This is a genomic window from Rhodosalinus sp. K401 (assembly GCF_041365735.1).
Taxonomy (GTDB): Bacteria; Pseudomonadota; Alphaproteobacteria; order Rhodobacterales; family Rhodobacteraceae; genus Rhodosalinus.
Genome location: NZ_JBGFSI010000009.1, coordinates 102,697 through 122,402 on the forward strand (window position 1 = coordinate 102,697; position 19,706 = coordinate 122,402).

At 69.9% G+C, this 19,706-nt stretch carries 18 protein-coding genes and 1 pseudogene; 9 read left to right on the forward strand and 10 right to left on the reverse strand.

Going from position 1 to position 19,706, the window contains the following annotated elements:
* Window positions 1-26 precede the first annotated feature (26 nt).
* Window positions 27-1,139, reverse strand: coding sequence for a Ppx/GppA phosphatase family protein (locus AB6A66_RS11690; RefSeq protein WP_371038549.1), 1,113 nt, complete (start codon window positions 1,137-1,139; stop codon window positions 27-29).
* Between the two features lie 299 nt (window positions 1,140-1,438).
* On the opposite strand from AB6A66_RS11690, the gene AB6A66_RS11695 reads away from it, so the two are divergent.
* The 3 genes from AB6A66_RS11695 to AB6A66_RS11705 are packed head-to-tail and all read left to right on the forward strand — an operon-like array spanning window position 1,439 to window position 3,675.
* The gene (locus AB6A66_RS11695) at window positions 1,439-1,735 is read left to right on the forward strand and encodes a virulence factor (protein WP_371038550.1); all 297 of its coding nucleotides are present in this window, start codon (window positions 1,439-1,441) and stop codon (window positions 1,733-1,735) included.
* A gap of 28 nt (window positions 1,736-1,763) precedes the next feature.
* Complete coding sequence (locus tag AB6A66_RS11700) at window positions 1,764-2,693, forward strand: methylenetetrahydrofolate reductase (RefSeq protein WP_371056041.1); 930 nt, start codon at window positions 1,764-1,766, stop codon at window positions 2,691-2,693.
* 10 nt (window positions 2,694-2,703) lie between these two features.
* A complete protein-coding gene (locus AB6A66_RS11705; RefSeq protein ID WP_371056042.1) occupies window positions 2,704-3,675 on the forward strand; it encodes a methyltetrahydrofolate cobalamin methyltransferase in 972 nt (323 codons plus the stop codon).
* 93 nt (window positions 3,676-3,768) lie between these two features.
* On the opposite strand, the gene lpdA is transcribed toward AB6A66_RS11705, so the two are convergent.
* The 5 genes from lpdA to AB6A66_RS11730 form a co-directional block, all read right to left on the reverse strand.
* Window positions 3,769-5,163 (reverse strand): dihydrolipoyl dehydrogenase, encoded by a 1,395-nt coding sequence (gene lpdA, locus AB6A66_RS11710; protein WP_371056043.1) that lies wholly within the window; start codon window positions 5,161-5,163, stop codon window positions 3,769-3,771.
* Between the two features lie 72 nt (window positions 5,164-5,235).
* Window positions 5,236-5,814: a DUF924 family protein gene (locus AB6A66_RS11715; RefSeq protein ID WP_371056044.1), complete on the reverse strand. Its 579-nt coding sequence runs from the start codon at window positions 5,812-5,814 to the stop codon at window positions 5,236-5,238.
* A gap of 116 nt (window positions 5,815-5,930) precedes the next feature.
* Window positions 5,931-7,220, reverse strand: coding sequence for an MFS transporter (locus AB6A66_RS11720; RefSeq protein WP_371038555.1), 1,290 nt, complete (start codon window positions 7,218-7,220; stop codon window positions 5,931-5,933).
* A gap of 102 nt (window positions 7,221-7,322) precedes the next feature.
* Complete coding sequence (gene queA, locus AB6A66_RS11725; protein WP_371056045.1) at window positions 7,323-8,375, reverse strand: tRNA preQ1(34) S-adenosylmethionine ribosyltransferase-isomerase QueA; 1,053 nt, start codon at window positions 8,373-8,375, stop codon at window positions 7,323-7,325.
* Between the two features lie 21 nt (window positions 8,376-8,396).
* The gene (locus AB6A66_RS11730; RefSeq protein WP_371056046.1) at window positions 8,397-11,690 is read right to left on the reverse strand and encodes a DUF3971 domain-containing protein; all 3,294 of its coding nucleotides are present in this window, start codon (window positions 11,688-11,690) and stop codon (window positions 8,397-8,399) included.
* 85 nt (window positions 11,691-11,775) lie between these two features.
* Between AB6A66_RS11730 and AB6A66_RS11735 the strand changes: the two genes are divergently transcribed.
* From AB6A66_RS11735 to AB6A66_RS11750, 4 genes are all read left to right on the forward strand, one after another.
* Complete coding sequence (locus AB6A66_RS11735; RefSeq protein ID WP_371056047.1) at window positions 11,776-12,237, forward strand: peroxiredoxin; 462 nt, start codon at window positions 11,776-11,778, stop codon at window positions 12,235-12,237.
* A gap of 17 nt (window positions 12,238-12,254) precedes the next feature.
* The gene (locus AB6A66_RS11740; RefSeq protein WP_371056051.1) at window positions 12,255-13,049 is read left to right on the forward strand and encodes a ferritin-like domain-containing protein; all 795 of its coding nucleotides are present in this window, start codon (window positions 12,255-12,257) and stop codon (window positions 13,047-13,049) included.
* 189 nt (window positions 13,050-13,238) lie between these two features.
* A complete protein-coding gene (locus tag AB6A66_RS11745) occupies window positions 13,239-14,546 on the forward strand; it encodes a DUF5930 domain-containing protein (RefSeq protein WP_371038559.1) in 1,308 nt (435 codons plus the stop codon).
* On the forward strand, window positions 14,536-15,096 hold the full coding sequence (locus tag AB6A66_RS11750; protein ID WP_371038560.1) for a polymer-forming cytoskeletal protein: 561 nt from the start codon (window positions 14,536-14,538) through the stop codon (window positions 15,094-15,096). The genes AB6A66_RS11745 and AB6A66_RS11750 overlap by 11 nt, the downstream gene beginning before the upstream one ends.
* Window positions 15,097-15,426: 330 nt before the next feature.
* On the opposite strand, the gene AB6A66_RS11755 is transcribed toward AB6A66_RS11750, so the two are convergent.
* A complete protein-coding gene (locus AB6A66_RS11755; protein WP_371038561.1) occupies window positions 15,427-16,011 on the reverse strand; it encodes an HNH endonuclease in 585 nt (194 codons plus the stop codon).
* A 237-nt stretch (window positions 16,012-16,248) separates the two neighbouring features.
* On the opposite strand from AB6A66_RS11755, the gene AB6A66_RS11760 reads away from it, so the two are divergent.
* Window positions 16,249-16,683, forward strand: a complete 435-nt coding sequence (locus tag AB6A66_RS11760) for a VOC family protein (protein ID WP_371038562.1) — start codon at window positions 16,249-16,251, stop codon at window positions 16,681-16,683.
* A 114-nt stretch (window positions 16,684-16,797) separates the two neighbouring features.
* Here AB6A66_RS11760 and AB6A66_RS11765 read toward each other — a convergent pair whose 3' ends face one another.
* The gene (locus AB6A66_RS11765; RefSeq protein ID WP_371056048.1) at window positions 16,798-17,463 is read right to left on the reverse strand and encodes an alpha/beta hydrolase; all 666 of its coding nucleotides are present in this window, start codon (window positions 17,461-17,463) and stop codon (window positions 16,798-16,800) included.
* On the reverse strand, window positions 17,460-18,089 hold the full coding sequence (locus AB6A66_RS11770) for a DNA-3-methyladenine glycosylase (protein WP_371056049.1): 630 nt from the start codon (window positions 18,087-18,089) through the stop codon (window positions 17,460-17,462). Before AB6A66_RS11770 ends, AB6A66_RS11765 begins: the two co-directional genes overlap by 4 nt.
* A gap of 112 nt (window positions 18,090-18,201) precedes the next feature.
* Between AB6A66_RS11770 and AB6A66_RS11775 the strand changes: the two genes are divergently transcribed.
* Window positions 18,202-19,431 carry an MFS transporter gene (locus tag AB6A66_RS11775; RefSeq protein WP_371056050.1) on the forward strand — a complete coding sequence of 410 codons (1,230 nt, stop codon included), beginning with the start codon at window positions 18,202-18,204 and terminating at the stop codon, window positions 19,429-19,431.
* Window positions 19,432-19,506: 75 nt separating this feature from the next.
* On the opposite strand, the pseudogene AB6A66_RS11780 reads toward AB6A66_RS11775, so the two are convergent.
* A pseudogene (locus tag AB6A66_RS11780) lies at window positions 19,507-19,706 on the reverse strand (phytoene synthase); the annotation flags it as partial.

Here is a 19,706-nt window from a genome sequence, read left to right on the forward strand (position 1 = left end):
TCGAAAATTCTCGGTCCCCCGCACGCTCAGAAGGGGCCGTCCTCGAGCACCCCGTCGGCCGTCATCTGCGCGTAGAGCAGCCCCTCGCGCAAGCCCCGGTCGGCCACCGACAGGCGATCGGTCGGCCAGACGCGCAAGAGCGCCTGCAGGATCGCGGAGCCCGACATGATCAGCGCCTGACGGTCCTGCCCGATGCGCGGATCGCGCCGGCGTCCTTCGGGCCCCATGGCGAGATAGTCGCGGATCACCCGGTCGATCTGGTCGGAGGTCATGCGCAGCCCGTCCACCTTGGTCCTGTCATAGCGCTTGAGTCCCAGATGGCTCGCCGCCACCGTGGTCACCGTGCCGGACGTGCCCACGATCTGGAATCCCTCGCGGGCCTGTTCGTCCTTGTAGGGCGCGAAATCGGCCAGGTTCTCCTCGAAGAACCAGCTCATCAGCGCATAGCGCGCCGCGTCGTCCTCCACGTCGCGGAACTGGTCGCGCAGCGTCGCCACGCCGAGGGGCACGCTGATCCAGTCCACCACCTTGGCCGCCGGGAACGGGCTGTCGGTGGGGTGGAAGCCCGCGTGCAGGCGCATGATCGCGCGCGGGCGCTCGCGGTTGGGCACCGACGAGAGGTCGATCCAGACAAGCTCGGTCGAGCCGCCGCCGATATCGACCACCAGAAGCTGCTCCGTCCGGGTCGAGACGAGCGGCGCGCAGGAGATCACGGCGAGCCGCGCCTCCTCCTCGGGCTGGATGATCTCGAGGGCGAGGCCCGTCTCGCGTTCGACCTGGCGCAGGAAATCGCGGGCGTTGCCCGCGCGCCGACAGGCCTCTGTCGCGACGAGGCGCATCCGGCGGACCTTGTGGCGCTGGATCTTCTGCTGACAGATACGCAGCGCCTGCGTCGTGCGGCGCATCGAGCCACGACTGAGGTTGCCCGACCGCTCCAGCCCCATTCCGAGCTGGACGGTTTTCGAAAAACTGTCCACCACATGGAACTGGCTGCCCTTGGGCTGGGCAATCAGCATGCGGCAACTGTTGGTTCCCAAATCCAGCGCGGCGTAAAGCTCGGCGGGATCGGGCCGCGCGGGCGCGGGGCTTTCGACCGGAACCGGGACAGCGCCCGCACCCTTGGGACGCCTGGGCGCCATGTCACACGCCCTCCGATTTCAACTTGCTCCCAAGATACGGTGCGACGGCCGTTCCGGCAAGGTGTGCGCGCGCGGATTCCGCGCGCCACGCACGTCAGGGTTGTTGAACGCGCCTCATGCAGAAGCTGAGTAGAATTCCGGCGCCCGTCTGTGGCGCAGCGCGCGGCCCCGCCTTAGGCTGGTGCTGTCTTGCGGTGCGACGCGGCCCTGTCGCTTCGCGCGGCGCAATTGTCGAAATCAAGCATCGGCGCCGGAGCTCGCTGCTCTAGAGAGGACCAACCGAAGCGAGGGAATCATCCATGCCGGACGTCACCATCGTCTATTGGCGCGACATACCCGCGCAGGTCATCGTGGGCAAAGGCCGGCGCGGATCAAAGAAGCCCCTGCCCGAGCGGTTCGAACAGGCGATCGACCGCGCGGCGATGAAGGTGGGGGCGGCGGACACCGACGCTTATTTGGCCGAGTGGCGCAAGGCCGCGCCCTACGAGGTCGAGGGCGATCCCGCCGAGGTGGCGGAAGCGGAGGCCGCGCGCCTCGACGCGGATTATGATCAGGAGCGGCTCCGGGCGCTCATCGCGAATGACGGCTGGGCCTGACGGCCCCATGCGTTTGAAGGAGACCATCATGGCGCTGTTGAAATTCGGCCAGCGGAAAACGGGCGCGCCCGGTCCCGCGCGCCCCGAGTTCGAGGCTTTCCTCGAGAACTACTCCATCGAGGTGATGCCGCGCACCGCCGAGAAGGTGGAGGATTTCCGCACCCTCCTGCCCGCGGGCACCCGGGTCTACATCGCCCATATCGAGGGCACGCCCATTGCCGACATGGTGGCCACCGCCGCACGGCTGCGCGCCGAGGGCTATGAGCCGATGCCGCATTTCCCGGCGCGGATCATCAAGGACGAGGCCACGCTCGCGGACTGGATCGCCCGTTACCAGGGCGAGGCGGGCGTGCGCGAGGCGCTGCTGCTGGCCGGCGGGGTGGAAAAGCCTCACGGCGATTACCACTGCTCCATGCAGCTCATGGAAAGCGGCCTGTTCGACAAGGCCGGCTTCCGCCGCCTGCATGTGGCCGGGCACCCCGAGGGCAACCGCGACATCGACCCCGCGGGCGGCAGCGCGACCGTGGACGCGTCGCTTCGCTGGAAACAGGACTTCTCCCGGCGCACGGACGCGGAGATGGCGATCGTCACGCAGTTCGCTTTCGACGCAGAGCCGCTGATCGCGTGGGCGGACCGGCTTCGCGCCGAAGGCATCACGCTGCCCATCCACATCGGCATCGCCGGGCCCGCGAAGCTGCAGACGCTCATCAAGTTCGCCGTGGCCTGCGGCGTCGGCCCCTCGCTCAAGGTGCTGCAGAAACGGGCGATGGACGTCTCGAAACTGCTGCTGCCCTACGAGCCGACCGAGGTTGTGGCCGAACTCGCCGCGCACAAGGCGCGCAATCCCGATTTCAACATCACCAACGTCCATTTCTTCCCGCTCGGCGGCATCAAGGCCAATGCCGAGTGGGCCCAGGCGCATGGCGGCGCCGCCGCCGCGCCCGCAACAGCAGCTTGAAAGGCATCACATGACCCGCACCGTCGTCGAGTCCAAGACCAAGACCGTCACCATCGGCTTTGACGAGCCGTTCTGCGTGATCGGCGAGCGCATCAACCCGACGGGCCGCAAGAAGCTCGCCGCCGAACTCGAGGCGGGCGACTTCTCCACCGTCGAGAAGGACGCGCTCGAGCAGGTGGCCTGCGGGGCGATGGTGCTCGACGTGAACGCGGGCGTCGTCTACAACTCCAACCCCAACCCCAACGAGACCGAGCCGCCGCTCATGCGGAAGATGATCGAGCTCGTGCAGGGGCTGGTGGACGTGCCGCTCTGCATCGACAGCTCGGTGCCCGCCGCGCTCGAGGCGGGGCTCGACGCGGCGGAGGGCCGCCCGCTTCTCAACTCCGTCACCGGCGAGGAGGAGCGCCTGGAGGCGATCCTGCCGCTCGTGAAGAAGTACAACATTCCCGTGGTGGCGATCTCGAACGACGACACCGGCATCTCCGAGGATCCGGAGGTGCGCTTCGCGGTGGCGAAGAAGATCGTCGAGCGCGCGGCCGATCACGGCATTCCCGCCCACGACATCGTCGTGGATCCGCTCGTCATGCCCGTGGGCGCCATGGGGACGGCGGGGCGGCAGGTCTTCTCTCTCGTGCGGAAGCTGCGTGACGAGCTGGGCGTGAACACCACCTGCGGGGCCTCCAACATCTCTTTCGGCCTGCCGAACCGGCACGGGATCAACGCGGCCTTCCTGCCCATGGCGATCGCCTCGGGCATGACCTCGGCGATCATGAACCCGGTGCGCCAGGTCGAGATGGAGGCGATCAAGGCCGCGAACTTCCTGATGAACAACGACCCGAACGGCAGCGACTGGATCCGCTTCGCCCGCGTGCTCGAGGCCGTGCAGGGCGGCACGCCCTTCCCCGAGGCCGCCCGGGCGCAGGCCGCCGCGGGCGGTGGCGGGCGCGGCGGGCGCCGGGGCGGACGCCGCCGCAGCGCCTGAGCGAAGGCTCTCCGGGCCGGGACGGTGCAGCCGACGCGCGGCACCGTCCCGGCCCGTCGGTTTGCCGGGTGCCGGGGCGCCTGCGCAGGCGTTCTACATGTGGACCACGCGATCGTAGGCGTCGAGCACGGATTCGTGCATCATCTCGCTGAGCGTCGGATGCGGGAAAACCGCCTGCATCAGCTCTGCCTCCGTCGTCTCCAGCGTGCGGCCCACGACGTAGCCCTGGATCAGCTCCGTCACCTCCGCGCCGATCATGTGCGCGCCCAGAAGCTCGCCCGTCGCAGCGTCGAAGATCGTCTTGACGAGGCCCTCGGGCTCGCCGAGCGCGATGGCCTTGCCGTTGCCTATGAACGGGAAGCGGCCCACCCTTATCTCGTGGCCGGCCGCCTTGGCCGCGGGCTCGGTCAGGCCCACGCTCGCCACCTGCGGGTGGCAGTAGGTGCAGCCCGCGATCTGCTCGGGGCGCACGGGATGGGGATCGCCGCCGGCGACGAGTTCGGCCACTATCACCCCCTCGTGGCTGGCCTTGTGGGCGAGCCATGGCGCGCCGGCGATGTCGCCGATGGCGTAGACGCCCTCGACCCCGGTGCGGCACATCGCATCCACCCTGATCTGCCCGCGCTCCACCGTGACGCCGGCCTCCTCGAGGCCGATCCCCTCGGTGTTGCCGACGATCCCCACGGCCGCGATCACGGTGTCGACCTCCAGCGTCTCGGTCTTGCCGTCGCTCTCGATATGGGCGGTCACCTTGTCCTTGCCGCGCTCGAGCTTCTTGACCACCGACGAGGGCCGGATGCTCATGCCCTGCTTTTCGAACGCTTTCCTCGCGAAGGCCGAGATTTCGGGATCCTCCACCGGCAGGATGCGGTCCTGAACCTCGACCACGGTCGTCTCGGCGCCCATGGTGTTGTAGAAGCTGGCGAACTCGATGCCGATCGCGCCCGACCCGATCACCAGAAGCTTCTTGGGCATGTGCGGCGGCTTGAGCGCGTGCTTGTAGGTCCAGACCCGCTCACCGTCGGCCTCGAGCCCGGGCAGCTCGCGCGCGCGGGCGCCGGTGGCCACGATCACGGCCTTCGCGGACAAGGTTTCCTCGCCCTTGTCGGTCTTCACCGCCACGCGGCCCTTGCCGGCAAGGCGGCCCTCGCCGCGCAGCACGGTGATCTTGTTCTTCTTCATCAGGTGATCGACACCGGACGAGAGTTGACCGGCCACCTTGCGCGAGCGGGCGATCACCTTGTCGAGCTCGAAGCCGAGATCCGCGGCCTTCAGGCCGAACTCGCCCGCGCGATGCATCAGGTGGAAGATCTCGGAGGTGCGCAGCAGCGCCTTGGTCGGGATGCAGCCCCAGTTGAGGCAGATGCCGCCCATGTGCTCGCGCTCGACGATGGCGACCCGGAGGCCGAGTTGCGCCCCCCTTATGGCGGCCACGTAGCCGCCGGGGCCCGCCCCGATCACCACCATGTCGAAACTCGATTCTGCCATGCCTGAAGCCTCCCGCGCGAAGATGGTTTGACGCTAAACCATCCGCCCGGGCGCTTCAACGCGCGCGGTGCGTCAGACCGCGACCTGCAACTCGCGCACCGCCGCGCCGTAGCCGCCCTCGTCGAGGAACGCGCGCTCGGGCGCCGTGTTCGCGCGGCCGAGCGCCGCGTTGCGGTAGGGAAAGCGGCCGAAGCGGCGGATCACTTCACGGTGCGCCTTGGCGTGCGTCAGATTGTCGGCGCCGGTTTCGGGCATGCGCTCGTGGATGAGGCGCACGCAGCGATCCTGGTCGCACAGGTTCTCCGAGTGCATGAGCGGAAGGTAGAAGAACTGCCGCGCCGGCTCGTCGATGCGCAGATCCCACTTGCGGTGGATCGCCGACTTCGCGGCGGCGAGCGCGGCACGGTCGGTGGCGAAGGCGCGCCCCTCGCCGCGGAACATGTTGCGCGGAAACTGATCGGTCAGGATGATGTAGGCCAGCGACCCCGCGGGATAGGTGAGCCACATCGCGAAACGGCCCTCGCAGGCGCCTTCCCAGAGCGGCAGGAACCGCCGACGGATCTCTTCGTCCAGCGCGTCGTCCGCCTTGTACCACTCATCCGGCCCGACCTCGTCCAGCCAGAAACTCAGAATACCGTCAACGTCACCCATGCGCCCTGTCTCCTCCGCAACTGGTCCTCCACCAGGTTTCCACAAGGTAATGCCCGGAGCATCGCGGTTTACAGTAACGAATTGCAACAGACCGCTTCAGCCTTGATCGAAGCGCATCAGGCCGCGTCCGATGTCGGGCCGCGCGCATCGGCTGCCGCGGTCTCTTCCTCGGCCTGGACCTCGATGGCGTATTCCTGCGCGAATTCAACCGCCACCGGGGTGGAGGTAGGACCGACCGGCGCGTAGCTGGCCGCGTCCTCCGTCGCCGGGGTGGGGCGCTGCGTCATGCGATAGGCCGCGTAGATCGACAGCGCCGCGAAGAAGAAGGCGATCACCACGAAGAAACCCGCCGGCCCCTGGATGCGCATGATCTGCCCGGTGACCACCGGGCCGGCGATGGCGCCCAGCCCGTTGATGAACAACAGCCCGCCCGACGCAGAGGCCATGTCCTCGGGCTGGAGGAAGTCGTTCGTGTAGGCAATGAGAAGCGAGTAGAGCGGGTTCGACACGCCGCCGATCACGAAGGCCGCGACGAGCAGCACCTCGAAGACCTGCCCCGAGGCATAGCCCAACGCCGCGCCCACGGCGCCCACCGCCGAGCAGACCAGGATCAGCAGTCGACGGTCCATCCGGTCCGAAAGCCAGCCGAGCGGATACTGCACCACCAGCGAGCCCACGAAGAACATCGCCGCGAAGACAGAGATCTGGCCCAGGGAAAGCCCGGCGGCCGCGCCGTAGACGGCCGACATCCCGAACTGCGCCGCGAACACCGAACCCAGCAGCAGCATTCCCATCACGCCCAGCGGCGAAACCCCGTAAAGCGCGCGCAGGGTCATGGGCTTCGCGGTGTCGAAGGCGGGCGTGGGCGAGATCGACAGCAGGATCGGCGCGAACGAGATGGAGACCAGCACCGACGGGATCACGAAAAGCACGAAACCCGACGGATCCGCCACCACCAGAAGCCCCTGCGCGGTGATGATGCCCACCACCTGCACGATCATGTAGGCCGACAGCGTCTGGCCGCGGTTCTGGTTCGTGGCGGCATTGTTGAGCCAGCTTTCCGCGGTGACGTAGACCCCCGAAAGGCAGAACCCCACCAGCAGCCGCCCGATCGTCCAGAGCCACGGGTCGGTGAAGACCGGGAACAGGATCAGCACCGCCGAGACCATGGAAGCGAGCGCGGCGAAGACGCGCACATGGCCCACGCGCCGGATCATCTCGGGCGCGAGCCGCGAGCCGCCGAGGAAGCCCGCGAAATAGGCCGACATCACGATCGACATCTCGGCGGTCGAGAATCCCTCGATCTCGCCGCGCACGCCGAGCAGCGTGCCCTGAAGGCCGTTGCCGATCATCAGGAGGAACATGCCCAGAAGCAGGGCCCAGGAATTGCTCAGAACGCTCAGCATCGGCCCTCGACCCGCAAGAACGGTTTCACTCTGCACCCGCCGCGGCCCGGCGCGCTGTCCCGTCCGCGACCATGTCCTGTCGCGGCCCGCACGCCTTACAGCCTACCGCTCCGGGATCAAGAGCGATGCGTCGCCGTACGAGAAGAACCGGTACCCGGATTCGATTGCGTGAGCGTAAATCCGCCTTATGCGGTCCTGCCCCATCAGCGCCGAGACGAGCATCATCAAGGTGGACTGCGGCAGGTGGAAGTTGGTCATCAGCGCGTCGGTCGCGCGGAACGCGAAGCCGGGGTAGATGAAGATGTCGGTATCGCCGCGCCATGGCGCGATCTCGCCGGCCTGCGCCGCGGTCTCGATCAGGCGCAGCGCCGTGGTGCCCACCGGGATGATCCGCCCACCCTCGGCCCGCGTCCGCGCCAGGTCCCGGGCCGCGTCCTCGCTCACCTCGCCCCATTCGGCGTGCATCCTGTGCCGGGTGACGTCATCCACCTTCACCGGCAGGAAGGTGCCCGCGCCCACATGCAGCGTCACATGGCTGAACGCGATCCCGGCCGTCTCGAGCGCGGCGAGAAGCGGCGCGTCGAAATGCAGGCTAGCCGTTGGCGCCGCGACCGCGCCGGGCCGACGTGCCCAGACCGTCTGGTAATCCTCCCGGTCCTGTTCGTCGGGCGCGCGCCGTTGCGCGATGTAGGGCGGCAACGGCATTGCCCCGGCCTCGGCCAGTGCAGCGTCGAAATCGTGGCCCGTCAGGTTGAATTCGAGGATCGCGCGATCCTCTTCGCGGCCCTGCATCCGCGCCGAGAGCGTGTCGGAGAAGCGCACCGTCTCGCCCGGCGCGAGTTTCTTCAAGGGCTTCACGAGCGCGCTCCACAGGCCGCCGGGCCGCGGTTCGAGCAGCGTCACCTCGATCGCCGCCTCGGTCCGGCCCGCCCCGCCGTCGCGCCGCCGCACACCCGAAAGCCGCGCCGGGATCACCCGGGTGTCGTTCAGCACCAGCCGGTCCCCCGGGCGCAGGAAGCCCGGCAGATCGCGCACGATCGCGTCGGTGATGCCGTCGCCTTCGGCCACGAGCAGCCTCGCGGACGAGCGCGGGCGGGCGGGCCGCGTCGCGATCAGGTGGTCGGGCAGGTCGAAATCGAAATCGCTGAGCTGCATCTGCGGGGCTCCTCGGGCCGGTCACTGCGAAAGCTGGGGCGGCGGACGGCGGAATATCTCGCGGAACATCCCCGGTGTCAGCGCCGAAAGCGGATTGACGGCCACGCGCGGCGCGCGCGCGTCGCCGGTGATCTGGAAGTTGAAGCCGATGAGGCCCTCGCCGCGGCGGGTGAGCGGCGCGCCCACCACGTTGACGAGGTAGACCGGCGACAGCACGCCCTGCATGTCGAGTTGCCGCGACGCGCGCCCGTAATAGCCGTCGAGCGACACGCCCATCGACGGCCCCACGGCCGAGGCCCGGCTCACGATCACCCGATCCGGCGTGAGGCGGAACCGTGCCTCCACATCCGAGAAGTAGATGCCCTGCCCGCCCATCTGTTCCAGCAATCCGACGATGCTGAGCGCGTTCAGAAGCTCGGCCATGACCGGCGCATCGCGAAGCCGGACATCGGTGATCGACAGGAAGCCGTCCTGGGAGCCCGGCTGCGGACCGGGTTCCAGCGCGAGCGTCATCGCCCCGCCCGAGGCCTGCCGCAGAAGTCCCGCCGCGCGGAAGACGCCTCCCGCGTCCTCGGACGCGAGGCGCAGAGCCGGGCGCCCGCCCGCCCGCGGGATCAGTTCGCCGCGGATCGGCGCCTGTCCGCCCACATCGGCGGTGAAGGCTCCCGCGATCCCCTCCCCGGTGCTGAAGCGGCCGCGAAACCCCTCCAGCACGATCCGGTCGGTCAGCGCGACCCGGTCGAGGGCCGCCACGATCAGACCGCCCGCGGCACCGCCCGCCCCTGCCGCGCCGAGCTCCGGCATGGCCGCCATGTCGAGTCGGCCTCCGTTCAGCGCGACCTCGGGCGGCATGCCGGGCCCGCGCCCGGTCAGCGTGACCTGCGTGTCGAGCCAGGCGCCCACGCGCACCCGCTCGAAGACCGCTTGTGCCAGACCGCCCCCGTCCCGCAAGTCGATCCGGCCCGCGGCATCGAGTCCCGGAAGCTCGAGCCTCAGCCGGTCGATGCGCGGCGCGCGCCCCTGGGCGCCCAGAACGCCCGCGACCTCCAGACGGCCGCGCGCGTCCGGGCCCTTCGTCCAGCCGATCGCCGGCAACGTCGCGCCGAGGCCCCGAAGGTCGGAGCGCAGCGTGAAGCTGGGCGGGCCTCCGGGCGGCAGCACGACGTCGAGCGCGGCACGCGCCGCACCCGAAACCCCGTCCGGCGGCAGACCCGGCGCGAACACCTCCGCGAAGCGGCGGCCGAGTTCCACCTCGCCGCTCAGCCGGCTGCCCTGGCCCGGACCGCCCTCGCCGAGCGGAGCGCGCCACTCCGCGTCGAAGGGCACGCCGTCGATCCGGCCCGCGCCGGATATGACGAGCGCCTCGCGGTCGACGACCAGGTCGAGCGCCGGCGCCTCGAGCTGCCGGCCCGGCACGACCGACGTGCTCTCGACGCCGAGAAGCTGCCCCGCGAAGGCAAAATCGATCGCGTCGCGGGGGATGTCGGGCCTCATCGGCAGCGTCACCCGGCCTTCGAGCCGCACCCGCCCCTTCGCCAGATCGGTGCCGCGCCCGGCCTTTTCCAGAAAGCGGAAGGGCGCCTGATCGAGAAGCCAGAGCGCGTCCGGGATCGGGGCGCGGGCCTCGAGCCCGATCTCGGCGCGTGCCGGGCGCTTCCGGAGATCGGGAATGACGAAGGTGGACCCGGCAAGGTCGACCCTCCCGCCCCCGGCCGTGGCCACGCGACCGTCCTCGACGGCGATGGCAAGGCGGTCGCCGGCGAGCGTCAGGTGGCCCCGCCCGTTCTCGACGGGCGGCAAGCCGCGCAGCACGCGGACGCGGGCACCGTCGAGCCCCGCCGTCACATGGACCCGCGGCGACGCGCCGGGCGCGATGCGCAGCGCCGCGGCGGGCCGCACCAGCCGACCGCCAAGCACGTTGCGCGCGACCCAGCGGCGGGTGTTGGGGTTTTGCCCCGGCGGCCACCACGCGACGACCTGCTCCGGCGACACCATCTCGGCCGATGCGTCGAGCGCGACGCGCCAGCCCTCGGGGTGCGCCGACGCACGGCCCGAGAGCCGCAGCGGCAGGTCGGGGTCGTCGAGAACCATCTGGCCCAGCGTGACCTCGAACGGGTCGAGCCGGATCTTCACGTCGGCACTGGCCCGCTCGACGGTGACGAGGCCGTCGTAGAGATCAGCCGCGGCCGCGCTCATGTCGGCCACCCTGATCTGCGCCACCAGTTCGGTGGGCCAGCCCGTCTCCAACCCTTTCAGAAGCGCGCGGCCCTCGGCCCGCGCGCTGATCCAGGCGCTGTCCACCCTGATCTCGTCGAAGGTGATCGTTGCCGCGCGGGGATCGTAGGTGAAGTAGCTGCGCGCCGACCGGAACGGGACGGGCTGGGTGCCCGGCGAGGGTTGCAGCACGCCTTCGGAGATCTGGAGCGTGGCATGCAGCGGACCGAGCGCGCCGTGGCCATCCACCGCCCCGCGCAGCGCCCCCGAGATCGGCGCGCGCAGCACCTCGAGCCAGGCGAGCGCGGGCGACTGGGTGGCGATATCCGTCGCACTCATCCCGTCGAAGGTGACGCCGAACGCGATATCCCGGGCGCCGATCGGACTTTCGGCGTTGAGCGCGATCCGCGCGGCCCTGTCATGGCCCGAGAGCAGCGCGAAATCGCCCGACAGCCGCAGCGCGCCCTCCTGCCGCTCGATGCGGAGCCGCCCGCCATCCGCGGTCCAGGCCCGACCGGCCCGGGCGTCCTCGTAGCGCAGCGTGACGGCGCGCGCCTCCACCGAACCGAGGCGGGCGAATTGCGGGCGCAGCGCGACCTCGTCGATCCGTGCGACGAGGTCGCGCAACTCTCTCGTCCCGGCCGCGCGCGGTGTGCCGATGGCGAGATCGAGCCGACCGGACCGGTCGCGTCGGACCGTCAGGATCGCCCCCGCGACACGCAGCGCGCTCGGCTCCAACCGACCGGAGAGGATCGGCCGCAGCGCGAGCGTCGCGTCCAGTTCGCTGATCGTCGCGGCCTCCGTGCCCGAGGCATCGGCAAGCGACACCCGGCGCAGGCCAAGGACCGGCTGCCCCTCCGGCCCGAGCCTCAGGGTCAGCGCGCCGAACTCCACGTCGAGGCCCGGGGCCAGCGCCTGAAGCCGCGCCTCGACCCGGGTCACGAGCCAGTCTGGCGCCGCCACGCCACGCCCCCCGAGCGACAGCGCCGCGGCGGCGAGGCCCGCGAGCGCGAGGGCGAGGGCGACAAGGCCCCAGAGCCCCGCGCGCCGGCGCCCCGCAGAGGGGACGCCGGCCCTCCCGTCGGTGCCGGGGCCGCTCATCGCCGTTTCCGCCTCATCGGTTTGATTGTCATGGCCGTATCCTAATATGAAATATCCAAGGCCGCAGCCAGAGGAGCGCCAGAGCATGCCCGACACCCCCGCAACCGCCCCCGATTTCACTCTTCCCGCCAGCGGCGGAGGTGAGGTGACGCTCTCCGCGCTGCGCGGCGCGCCGGTCGTGCTGTTCTTCTACCCGCGCGACGACACCTCGGGCTGCACCAAGGAGGCGGTCGCCTTCACCGGCTTGAAGGACGCGTTCGAGGCCGCGGGCGTGAAGGTGTTCGGCATCTCCAAGGACAGCCTGGCCAGCCACGACAAGTTCGCCGCGAAGCACGATCTCGACGTCGGGCTTCTCTCGGACGAGGGGTCCGACGTCTGCGAAAGCTTTGGCGTGTGGAAGGAAAAGAAGATGTACGGCAAGACCTTCTGGGGGATCGAGCGCTCCACCTTCCTGATCGACGCCGAGGGGCGGATCGCGCGGGAATGGCGCAAGGTCAAGGTGCCGGGCCACGCCGAGGAGGTTCTCGAGGCCGCGAAGACGCTGTGAGCGCGACGCTGACCGGCATGGCGGTCGAGGTGCTCTCGACCGCCGACGCGCGGGCGAAGACGGCGCTGTCGCGCGCCCACGCCGCGCACTGGTTCGAGGCGCGGGCGGCGGGCACGCCGCTGCCTCTCGGCGATGCGCGCCCGCCGCTCCGCCCGGCGCGGCCCGACCGGCCCGAGCTTCTCGACCCGCGCGCCGTGCCCAGACGCAAGCCCGGCTCGCCCGAGGGGCGCAAGGCGCTTTTGCACGCGGTCGCGCATATCGAACTCAACGCGGTGGACCTGCACTGGGACATCGTGGCGCGTTTCGCCGACGTGCCGATGCCGCCCGGCTTCTACGACGACTGGGTGAAGGCGGCGGACGAGGAATCCAAGCATTTCGATCTCGTCGCCGATTGTCTTGAAGCCATGGGCAGCCATTACGGCGCCCTGCCCGCCCATGCGGGGATGTGGCGCGCCGCCGAGGACACCCGCGACGACCTGATGGGCCGCCTCGCCGTGGTGCCCATGGTGCTGGAGGCACGCGGCCTCGACGTGACACCGGGGATGATCGACGTGTTTCAGCGCGCGGAAGCGAAACAGGCGGTTGCCGCTTTGGAAACGATCTATGCCGAGGAGGTGGCGCATGTCGCCTACGGCTCGAAGTGGTTCCACTTCCTCTGCGGACGCGAGAACGCCGACCCCAAGGATGTCTTTCACGCGCTCGTCGCGCGGTACTTCAAGGGCGCGCTGAAGCCGCCCTTCAACGAGGAAAAGCGCGCCGAGGCGGGCTTGCCGCCGGACTTCTACTGGCCGCTGGCATCCGCGCAACGCTGAGGCCCGCGCGCGGCGTTTTCGCGCGACTCGGCGGAATCTTGCCGGTTTCGCGTGATTCGGAGCGCATCCGCGACGGGAACGCCCAAAAAGGTTGTCAGCCTTCGACCTCGCCGCTAAGCCATTCGCCAAGGCGCCGGACCGGGGATCCGAGCGTCGGCATTGGGACAGGCAGGAAAAGGGGCGGGCTTCGTGCGATCGCGTCTTCTGATCAGGATCAACGCGTTCCTGGAACGTTTTTTCCCCGAGCGGCGGCTCTTTCTGAAATCCGACGACGACATGCGGTTCATCCGGCTCAGGCCGGCGACGCAGGCGGTGGCCTTCTCGGGCGCGACGCTCGTGGTGGCATGGGCCATCATCGCCACGTCGGTCCTTCTGATGGACAGCATTGGCGCGGGGAATTTCCGCGACCAGGCCAGACGCGACATGGAAACGTACCAGCATCGCCTGAACGAGCTTTCGTCAGAGCGCGACGCGCGCGCCGCGGAGGCGCTGGCCGCACAGGAACGGTTCAACACCGCGCTCGAGGAGGTCTCGGTCATGCAGTCGCGGCTGCTGGCTTCCGAGACCCGCCGGCGCGAAATGGAAACCGGGCTCGAGGTGATCCAGGGCAAGCTGCGCACCGCCCTCAAGGAGCGCGAGCGTGTCCGCAAGGAGGTCGCCACGCTGCGCGCCGCGCTCGAGGGCGGCGTCGAGGGCTTGGGGGATGGCGGCGACAGCGAAGCGGTGGCCATGCTCACCCGCGCCCTGTCGGAAACCGCCGCCGAGCGCGACAAGGTGGTGGCCGATGCGCAGGATGCGCTTTTGCAAGCGGATCGCATGGCCGAACGCATCCGCCGGATGCAGGACCAGAATTCCGAGATCTTCCGCCAGCTCGAGGAGGCGATGACCGTCTCGGTGGAGCCGCTGGACAAGATGTTCGAACGCGCGGGCCTCGACGCCGACCGCCTGATCGACGAGGTGCGCCGCGGCTATTCGGGCCTCGGGGGGCCGATCACGCCGCTGTCCTTCTCGACCCGCGGAGAGGCACCGCACCCCGACGCGGAGCGTGCCAACCGCATCCTGAACCGTCTCGACGAGCTCAACCTTTACCGCATCGCGGCCCAGAAGGCGCCCTTCGCCATGCCGGTGAAGGACAGCGTGCGTTTCACCAGCGGCTTCGGGATGCGCTGGGGGCGGATGCACAACGGCACCGATTTCGCCGGCCCCCACGGCACCGCGATCTATTCGACCGCGGACGGCGTCGTCACCCATGCCGGCTGGTTGTCGGGCTACGGGCGGCTGGTGAAGATCCAGCACCAGTTCGGGATCGAGACGCGCTACGCGCATCTGTCGCGTATCCGCGTGGAAGTCGGTCAAAGGGTATCGCGCGGCACGAGGATCGGTGATATGGGGAACAGCGGACGCTCTACGGGCACGCACCTCCACTACGAGGTCCGCGTCGGCGAGAAGCCCGTCAACCCCATGACCTACATCAAGGCTGCCAACGATGTTTTCTAAGAGCAAGATCAACGATCCCGGCCCCAAGGCGGATACCGCCGCGCCGCAGGCCACGGCAGATACAGCCCCCGCCGCGAAGCAGGGCGATTACAAGGCGCCGCCGCACAAGGCGAAACCCCCCGCATCGCTGCTGTCCTCGGATCTGCACATCACCGGCAACGTCAAGACGACCGGCGATATCCAGGTCGAGGGGACTGTCGAGGGCGATATTCGCGCCCACCTGCTGACCATCGGCGAAAGCGCCACCATCAAGGGCGAAGTGACCGCCGACGACGTGGTCATCAACGGGCGGATCGTCGGACGGGTGCGTGGCCTGAAGGTGCGTCTTACCTCCACCGCGCGGGTCGAGGGCGACATCATCCACAAGACGATCGCGATCGAGTCCGGCGCCCATTTCGAGGGCTCGGTGCAGCGTCAGGACGATCCCCTGAACGGTGGCTCCAAGGCGAAAGCGCAGCAACAGCCGCAGACGCAGGCCCAGCCGGCCGAGGGCGCGGCGAGCCAGCAGCCGAGCGCCCAGGCCACCGCACGCCAGAACCAGCGCGCCTGAGCGGGCGGCCGGGCGCCCGCGCCCGGGCCCCGGCGGGTCTCGGACACGGTCCGATCCGAAAAGCCGGGCCATCAAAGTCGCGCGCCATCTCGCGCGGCGCACCGCGCCTTGCACGCCCTGCAGTATCACCGGCACGGATGCCCCCTGCGGGCAAGACATCTGCCACCGGGGCGGCGCGCGTCTTGCCGGCATGCACATGACACGTGGAGAGCGGCTGCCAGAGCTCCGCTCGGGCCGGTCTTTGGCGGCATGAAAGGCCCGCATGAACCGCGCGTTCGCGCGAGCTCCCATCCGGGCATGACGGGTTGCGCCGATGCGGCGCGGCCGGGGTCAGGCCTCGAGTTCGGCGTCCCAGTAAAGGAAGTCCACCCAGCTCTCGTGCAGGTAGTTGGGCGGAAAGCGCCGGCCCATGTTGCGCATCTCTTCCGCGCCCGGCTGCCGCGGGGGCTTGCGCAGCGTCAGGCCCGACTGGCGCAGGCTCTTCGCGCCCTTGCGAAGATTGCACCGCGCGCAGGCGGCGACCACGTTTTCCCAGCTGGTGATCCCACCCTTCGCGCGCGGCACGACGTGATCGAAGGTCAGGTCGCCCTTCGCGCCGCAGTACTGGCAGCAGAATTCGTCCCTCAGAAAAAGATTGAAGCGCGTGAAGGCCACGCGCTTCTGGGGTCGGACATAATCCTTCAGCACCACGACCGAGGGGATGCGTATCCTCGTCGACGGGCTTCTGACGACCTCGTCGTATTCCGCGACGATGTCCACCCTGTCGAGCCACGCGGCCTTGATCGCTTCCTGCCAGGGCCAGAGAGAGAGCGGGTAATACGACAGCGGGCGATAATCGGCGTTCAGAACGAGGGCGGGATGCTGTTTCAGCGCCGCCGGTTCACGCACGAAAGTCGTTCTGAATTCACCATCCATCCGGTTCACCGCCTCCACCCTCAGAGCCCCTGTCGCGGGGAACGGGGCGGGGTGCGCCGCCCCAGTTCTTCCATCTCTCGTCCCCACTATATATCGCGTTCGGCTAAGGACAAGCCCCGCTACATCCAGTGGTCTCGTGGAACGCCTACGCGACGGCTGTAACGTCTTCGTGACGGTTATCCACAGGCCCCGGGCGTGCCGTGACAGGCCGGGGGCGCGCTGGTAGGCTTTCGCGCCATGATCAGATCCGATCTGCCCCCTGCCCCGCCCGCCGGCGGCGTGCTCGAGGCGGCGGTCTACGCCGCCGACCTCGACGCGGCAGAGGCGTTCTATGGCGGCGTTCTGGGGCTCGAGCGCATCCGCCGCGTGGGCGACCGGCACGTCTTCTACCGGGCGGGCGCGCAGATCGTGCTCGTGTTCAATCCTGCCGAGACGGCCCGGCCGCCGGACCCCGACGCCCGCTTGCCCGTGCCGCCCCATGGCGCCGAAGGGCCCGGGCACCTCTGCCTCGCGGCCACCGCCAGCGAACTCGACGCCTGGCGCACGCGGCTCGAGGCGGCGGGCGTGGAGATCGAGGCCGATTTCCATTGGCCGAACGGCGCGCGCTCCCTCTATTTCCGCGACCCGGCCGGCAATTCGCTCGAGATCGCCGAGCCCCGGCTCTGGGGCTGACCGCGGGCTTTGAACCGACCCACGCGACGTGCCCCGGCGGCGCGCGCCCCGGCCCTTCTTCTTGGCCCAAATACTCCCGCCGGAGGCGGCGCTGCGGCGCGGCCCGGCACCGCGTCAGAAACTGAGCTTGTCGCGCAGGAAGGCCAGCGCCACGCCCAGCCCGTCCGGCGCGATTCCGTGGCCCGTACCCTCCATCACATGGGCGTAGACGTCCTTCCAGCCCGCCTTCTGCAGCGCCTCGGCAGCCTCCGGCATGGAGTGCACGGGCACCAGATCGTCCATGTTCCCGTGCACGAGCAGCACGGGCGGGCGGCTCACCGCCTCGTCGGCCAGCACCTCGGGAGCGAGCAACCGGCCCGAGAAGGCCACGATCCCCGCCATGGCATCGGGGCGGCGCGGCGCGACGTGAAGGGCGAGCATGGTGCCCTGGCTGAACCCGAAAAGCGCCACCTGCTCGGGCATAAGGTCCTCGTCCACCATGAAGGCGTCCAGAAAGGCGTCGAGATCGGCCACCGCCGCGCGCATCCCCTGCTCCGCCGCCTCCTCGGAGGAGCCGTCGATCCAGGGGATCGGGAACCACTGGAACCCCATCGGGGCGCCCGCGCAGGCTTCGGGCGCATCGGGCGCCACGAAAAGCGTGTCGGGCAGATGCTCGCCGAGCGGCTGCGCCAGCCCCAGAAGATCGGCGCCGTTCGCGCCGTAACCGTGCAGGAACACAACCGCATTTCGGGTCTCCCCCGATCGCGGCGCCACCTTCTCGGCCTGAAGAACACGCGTCATGTGATCCCTTCCCGTTCCTTTTCCACGCGGTAGTAGGCCCAGAGCGCGCGCGCCGCAACCGCGCGCCAGGGCGACCACGCCTCGGCCATGGCGCGCAGCGCGCGCGCCTTCGGCCGTTCGGGCAGCCCGAAGAGAAGCCGCGCCGATTCCTGCAGCGCGAGGTCGCCCGGCGCGAAGACGTCGGCGCGCCCGAGCGAGAACATGGCGTAGATCTCCGCCGTCCAGACACCGATGCCCGGCACATCGGTCAGCGTGGCGACGACCTCCTCGGTGGGCGCGGCGCGCAGCGCGCGGTAGTCGATGCGCGCCGCGGCGAGCGCCTTGGCATAGCGGATCTTCTGGCGCGACAGGCCGCAGGCGGCCAGCTCCTCTTGCGACGCCCAGGTGATCTTGCGGGGCCCGGTGAGCCGCGCGGCCTCGAGCCGCCCCTGGATCGCCCGCGCCGCGGCCACGCTCACCTGCTGGCTCACGATGGCCGCGAGAAGCGCGGAGAACCCGTCGCCCCGGCGGCGTAGCGGCAGGGGCCCGGTCAGGGAGAGCACGTGGCCGAAGCGCGGCTCGCGCGCGGCGAGCCACGCCGCGCCCTCGGCCACGCAGTCCGGCGTTTCGATGATGCGTTCCGCCATGCCCCCTTCCTAGCGCGCCGGGGCCGCCTGCACCATGGCCCCGCCAAACACATCTCGCCTCCGGCATGCGAGGGTCTTGCCACCGGCCGCGGGCGGGCTTAGCACGAGGCGCATGACCGATACCGCTCTCTCCGACGCCGACAGCGACGCGCGCGCGAAACGCAACGTGACCGTGCTCGTCGGCGCGCAGGCGCTTCTTGGCGCGCAGATGCCGATGATCTTCACCATCGGCGGCCTTGCCGGGCAGTCGCTCGCGCCCAATGCCTGCCTCGCGACGCTGCCGATCTCGCTCATCGTTCTGGGCTCGATGATCTCGGCGACGCCGCTCTCGTGGGCGATGCAGCGCTACGGGCGGCGCACCGGCTTCTTCATCGGCGCGATGGGCGGCGCGACGGGCGGCGCGGTCGGCGCGATCGGGCTCTGGTACGCGTCCTTTCCGATCTTCCTCGCCGGCAGCCTTCTGACCGGGCTCTACATGTCGGCACAAGGCTTCTACCGCTTCGCCGCCGCCGACACCGCGACGGACGCGTTCCGGCCCAAGGCGATTTCCTACGTGATGGCGGGCGGGCTCGCCGCGGCGATCATCGGCCCGCAACTCGTCAAGGTGACGAGCCAGGCCTTCGTGATCCCCTTCCTCGGCACCTACCTCGCGGTCATCGCGCTCAACGTCCTGGGCTCGGCGCTCTTTCTCGCCCTCGACATCCCCAAGCCGCCCGTCCCGGCGGAGGACGCGCCCAAGGGGCGGTCGCGGTGGGAGCTCATCACCACGCCGACCATCGCGGTCGCAGTGATCTGCGCCACGGTCTCCTACGCACTCATGAACCTCGTGATGACCTCGACGCCGCTCGCCGTGGTGGGCTGCGGCTTCACCGAGGGCAATGCGGCGGACGTGGTGACGGCCCATGTGCTGGCGATGTACGTGCCCTCCTTCTTCACCGGGCACCTGATTGCGCGTTTCGGCGCCAAGACCATCGTGGCCACCGGCCTCGCGATCCTCGGCGCCGCGGGGGCGGTGGCGCTCACCGGGGTGGAACTCGAGCAGTTCTTCCTGGCGCTCGTGCTTCTGGGCGTGGGCTGGAACTTCGGCTTCATCGGCGCGACCACGATGCTCGCCGGCGCCCATGAGCCGTGGGAGCGGGGCCGGATGCAGGGGCTGAACGACCTCATCGTCTTCGGCGGCGTCACCTTCGCCTCGCTCGCCTCGGGCGGGCTGATGAACTGCACCGGCGGCTCGGCGATGGAAGGCTGGATGGCGGTGAACATCGCCATGGTGCCGTTCCTCGTGCTCGCGGGCGGCGCGCTGATCTGGCTCGCCCTGCGGCCCCGCGACATGGCGGCCTGAGCGCCGCGCCGCTACCAGCGCCCNGATCTGGCTCGCCCTGCGGCCCCGCGACATGGCGGCCTGAGCGCCGCGCCGCTACCAGCGCCCCGTCGACGCGCGCCAGATGAGCGCGGCCCGCTCCCGCGCCGGGCTCACCCGCGGAGTGCCCTGCGCCACGCGGGCCGGCTCGGCTTCGGCACGGGCAAGCTCCGCCGCGGCCTGCCCGACACCCAGAAGCGCCGCGCCCGCCCCCCACGACACGTCGCGCCGGCGCGCGCGGGCGGCGGCAAGGCGGC

Excerpts from the sequence above, each read along its gene's own strand:
- AB6A66_RS11690 (WP_371038549.1), bottom strand. The coding sequence starts at position 1,139 with ATGGCGCCCAGGCGTCCCAAGGGTGCGGGCGCTGTCCCGGTTCCGGTC.
- AB6A66_RS11695 (WP_371038550.1), top strand. The coding sequence starts at position 1,439 with ATGCCGGACGTCACCATCGTCTATTGGCGCGACATACCCGCGCAGGTC.
- AB6A66_RS11700 (WP_371056041.1), top strand. The coding sequence starts at position 1,764 with ATGGCGCTGTTGAAATTCGGCCAGCGGAAAACGGGCGCGCCCGGTCCC.
- AB6A66_RS11705 (WP_371056042.1), top strand. The coding sequence starts at position 2,704 with ATGACCCGCACCGTCGTCGAGTCCAAGACCAAGACCGTCACCATCGGC.
- lpdA (WP_371056043.1), bottom strand. The coding sequence starts at position 5,163 with ATGGCAGAATCGAGTTTCGACATGGTGGTGATCGGGGCGGGCCCCGGC.
- AB6A66_RS11715 (WP_371056044.1), bottom strand. The coding sequence starts at position 5,814 with ATGGGTGACGTTGACGGTATTCTGAGTTTCTGGCTGGACGAGGTCGGG.
- AB6A66_RS11720 (WP_371038555.1), bottom strand. The coding sequence starts at position 7,220 with ATGCTGAGCGTTCTGAGCAATTCCTGGGCCCTGCTTCTGGGCATGTTC.
- queA (WP_371056045.1), bottom strand. The coding sequence starts at position 8,375 with ATGCAGCTCAGCGATTTCGATTTCGACCTGCCCGACCACCTGATCGCG.
- AB6A66_RS11730 (WP_371056046.1), bottom strand. The coding sequence starts at position 11,690 with ATGAGCGGCCCCGGCACCGACGGGAGGGCCGGCGTCCCCTCTGCGGGG.
- AB6A66_RS11735 (WP_371056047.1), top strand. The coding sequence starts at position 11,776 with ATGCCCGACACCCCCGCAACCGCCCCCGATTTCACTCTTCCCGCCAGC.
- AB6A66_RS11740 (WP_371056051.1), top strand. The coding sequence starts at position 12,255 with ATGGCGGTCGAGGTGCTCTCGACCGCCGACGCGCGGGCGAAGACGGCG.
- AB6A66_RS11750 (WP_371038560.1), top strand. The coding sequence starts at position 14,536 with ATGTTTTCTAAGAGCAAGATCAACGATCCCGGCCCCAAGGCGGATACC.
- AB6A66_RS11755 (WP_371038561.1), bottom strand. The coding sequence starts at position 16,011 with ATGGATGGTGAATTCAGAACGACTTTCGTGCGTGAACCGGCGGCGCTG.
- AB6A66_RS11760 (WP_371038562.1), top strand. The coding sequence starts at position 16,249 with ATGATCAGATCCGATCTGCCCCCTGCCCCGCCCGCCGGCGGCGTGCTC.
- AB6A66_RS11765 (WP_371056048.1), bottom strand. The coding sequence starts at position 17,463 with ATGACGCGTGTTCTTCAGGCCGAGAAGGTGGCGCCGCGATCGGGGGAG.
- AB6A66_RS11770 (WP_371056049.1), bottom strand. The coding sequence starts at position 18,089 with ATGGCGGAACGCATCATCGAAACGCCGGACTGCGTGGCCGAGGGCGCG.
- AB6A66_RS11775 (WP_371056050.1), top strand. The coding sequence starts at position 18,202 with ATGACCGATACCGCTCTCTCCGACGCCGACAGCGACGCGCGCGCGAAA.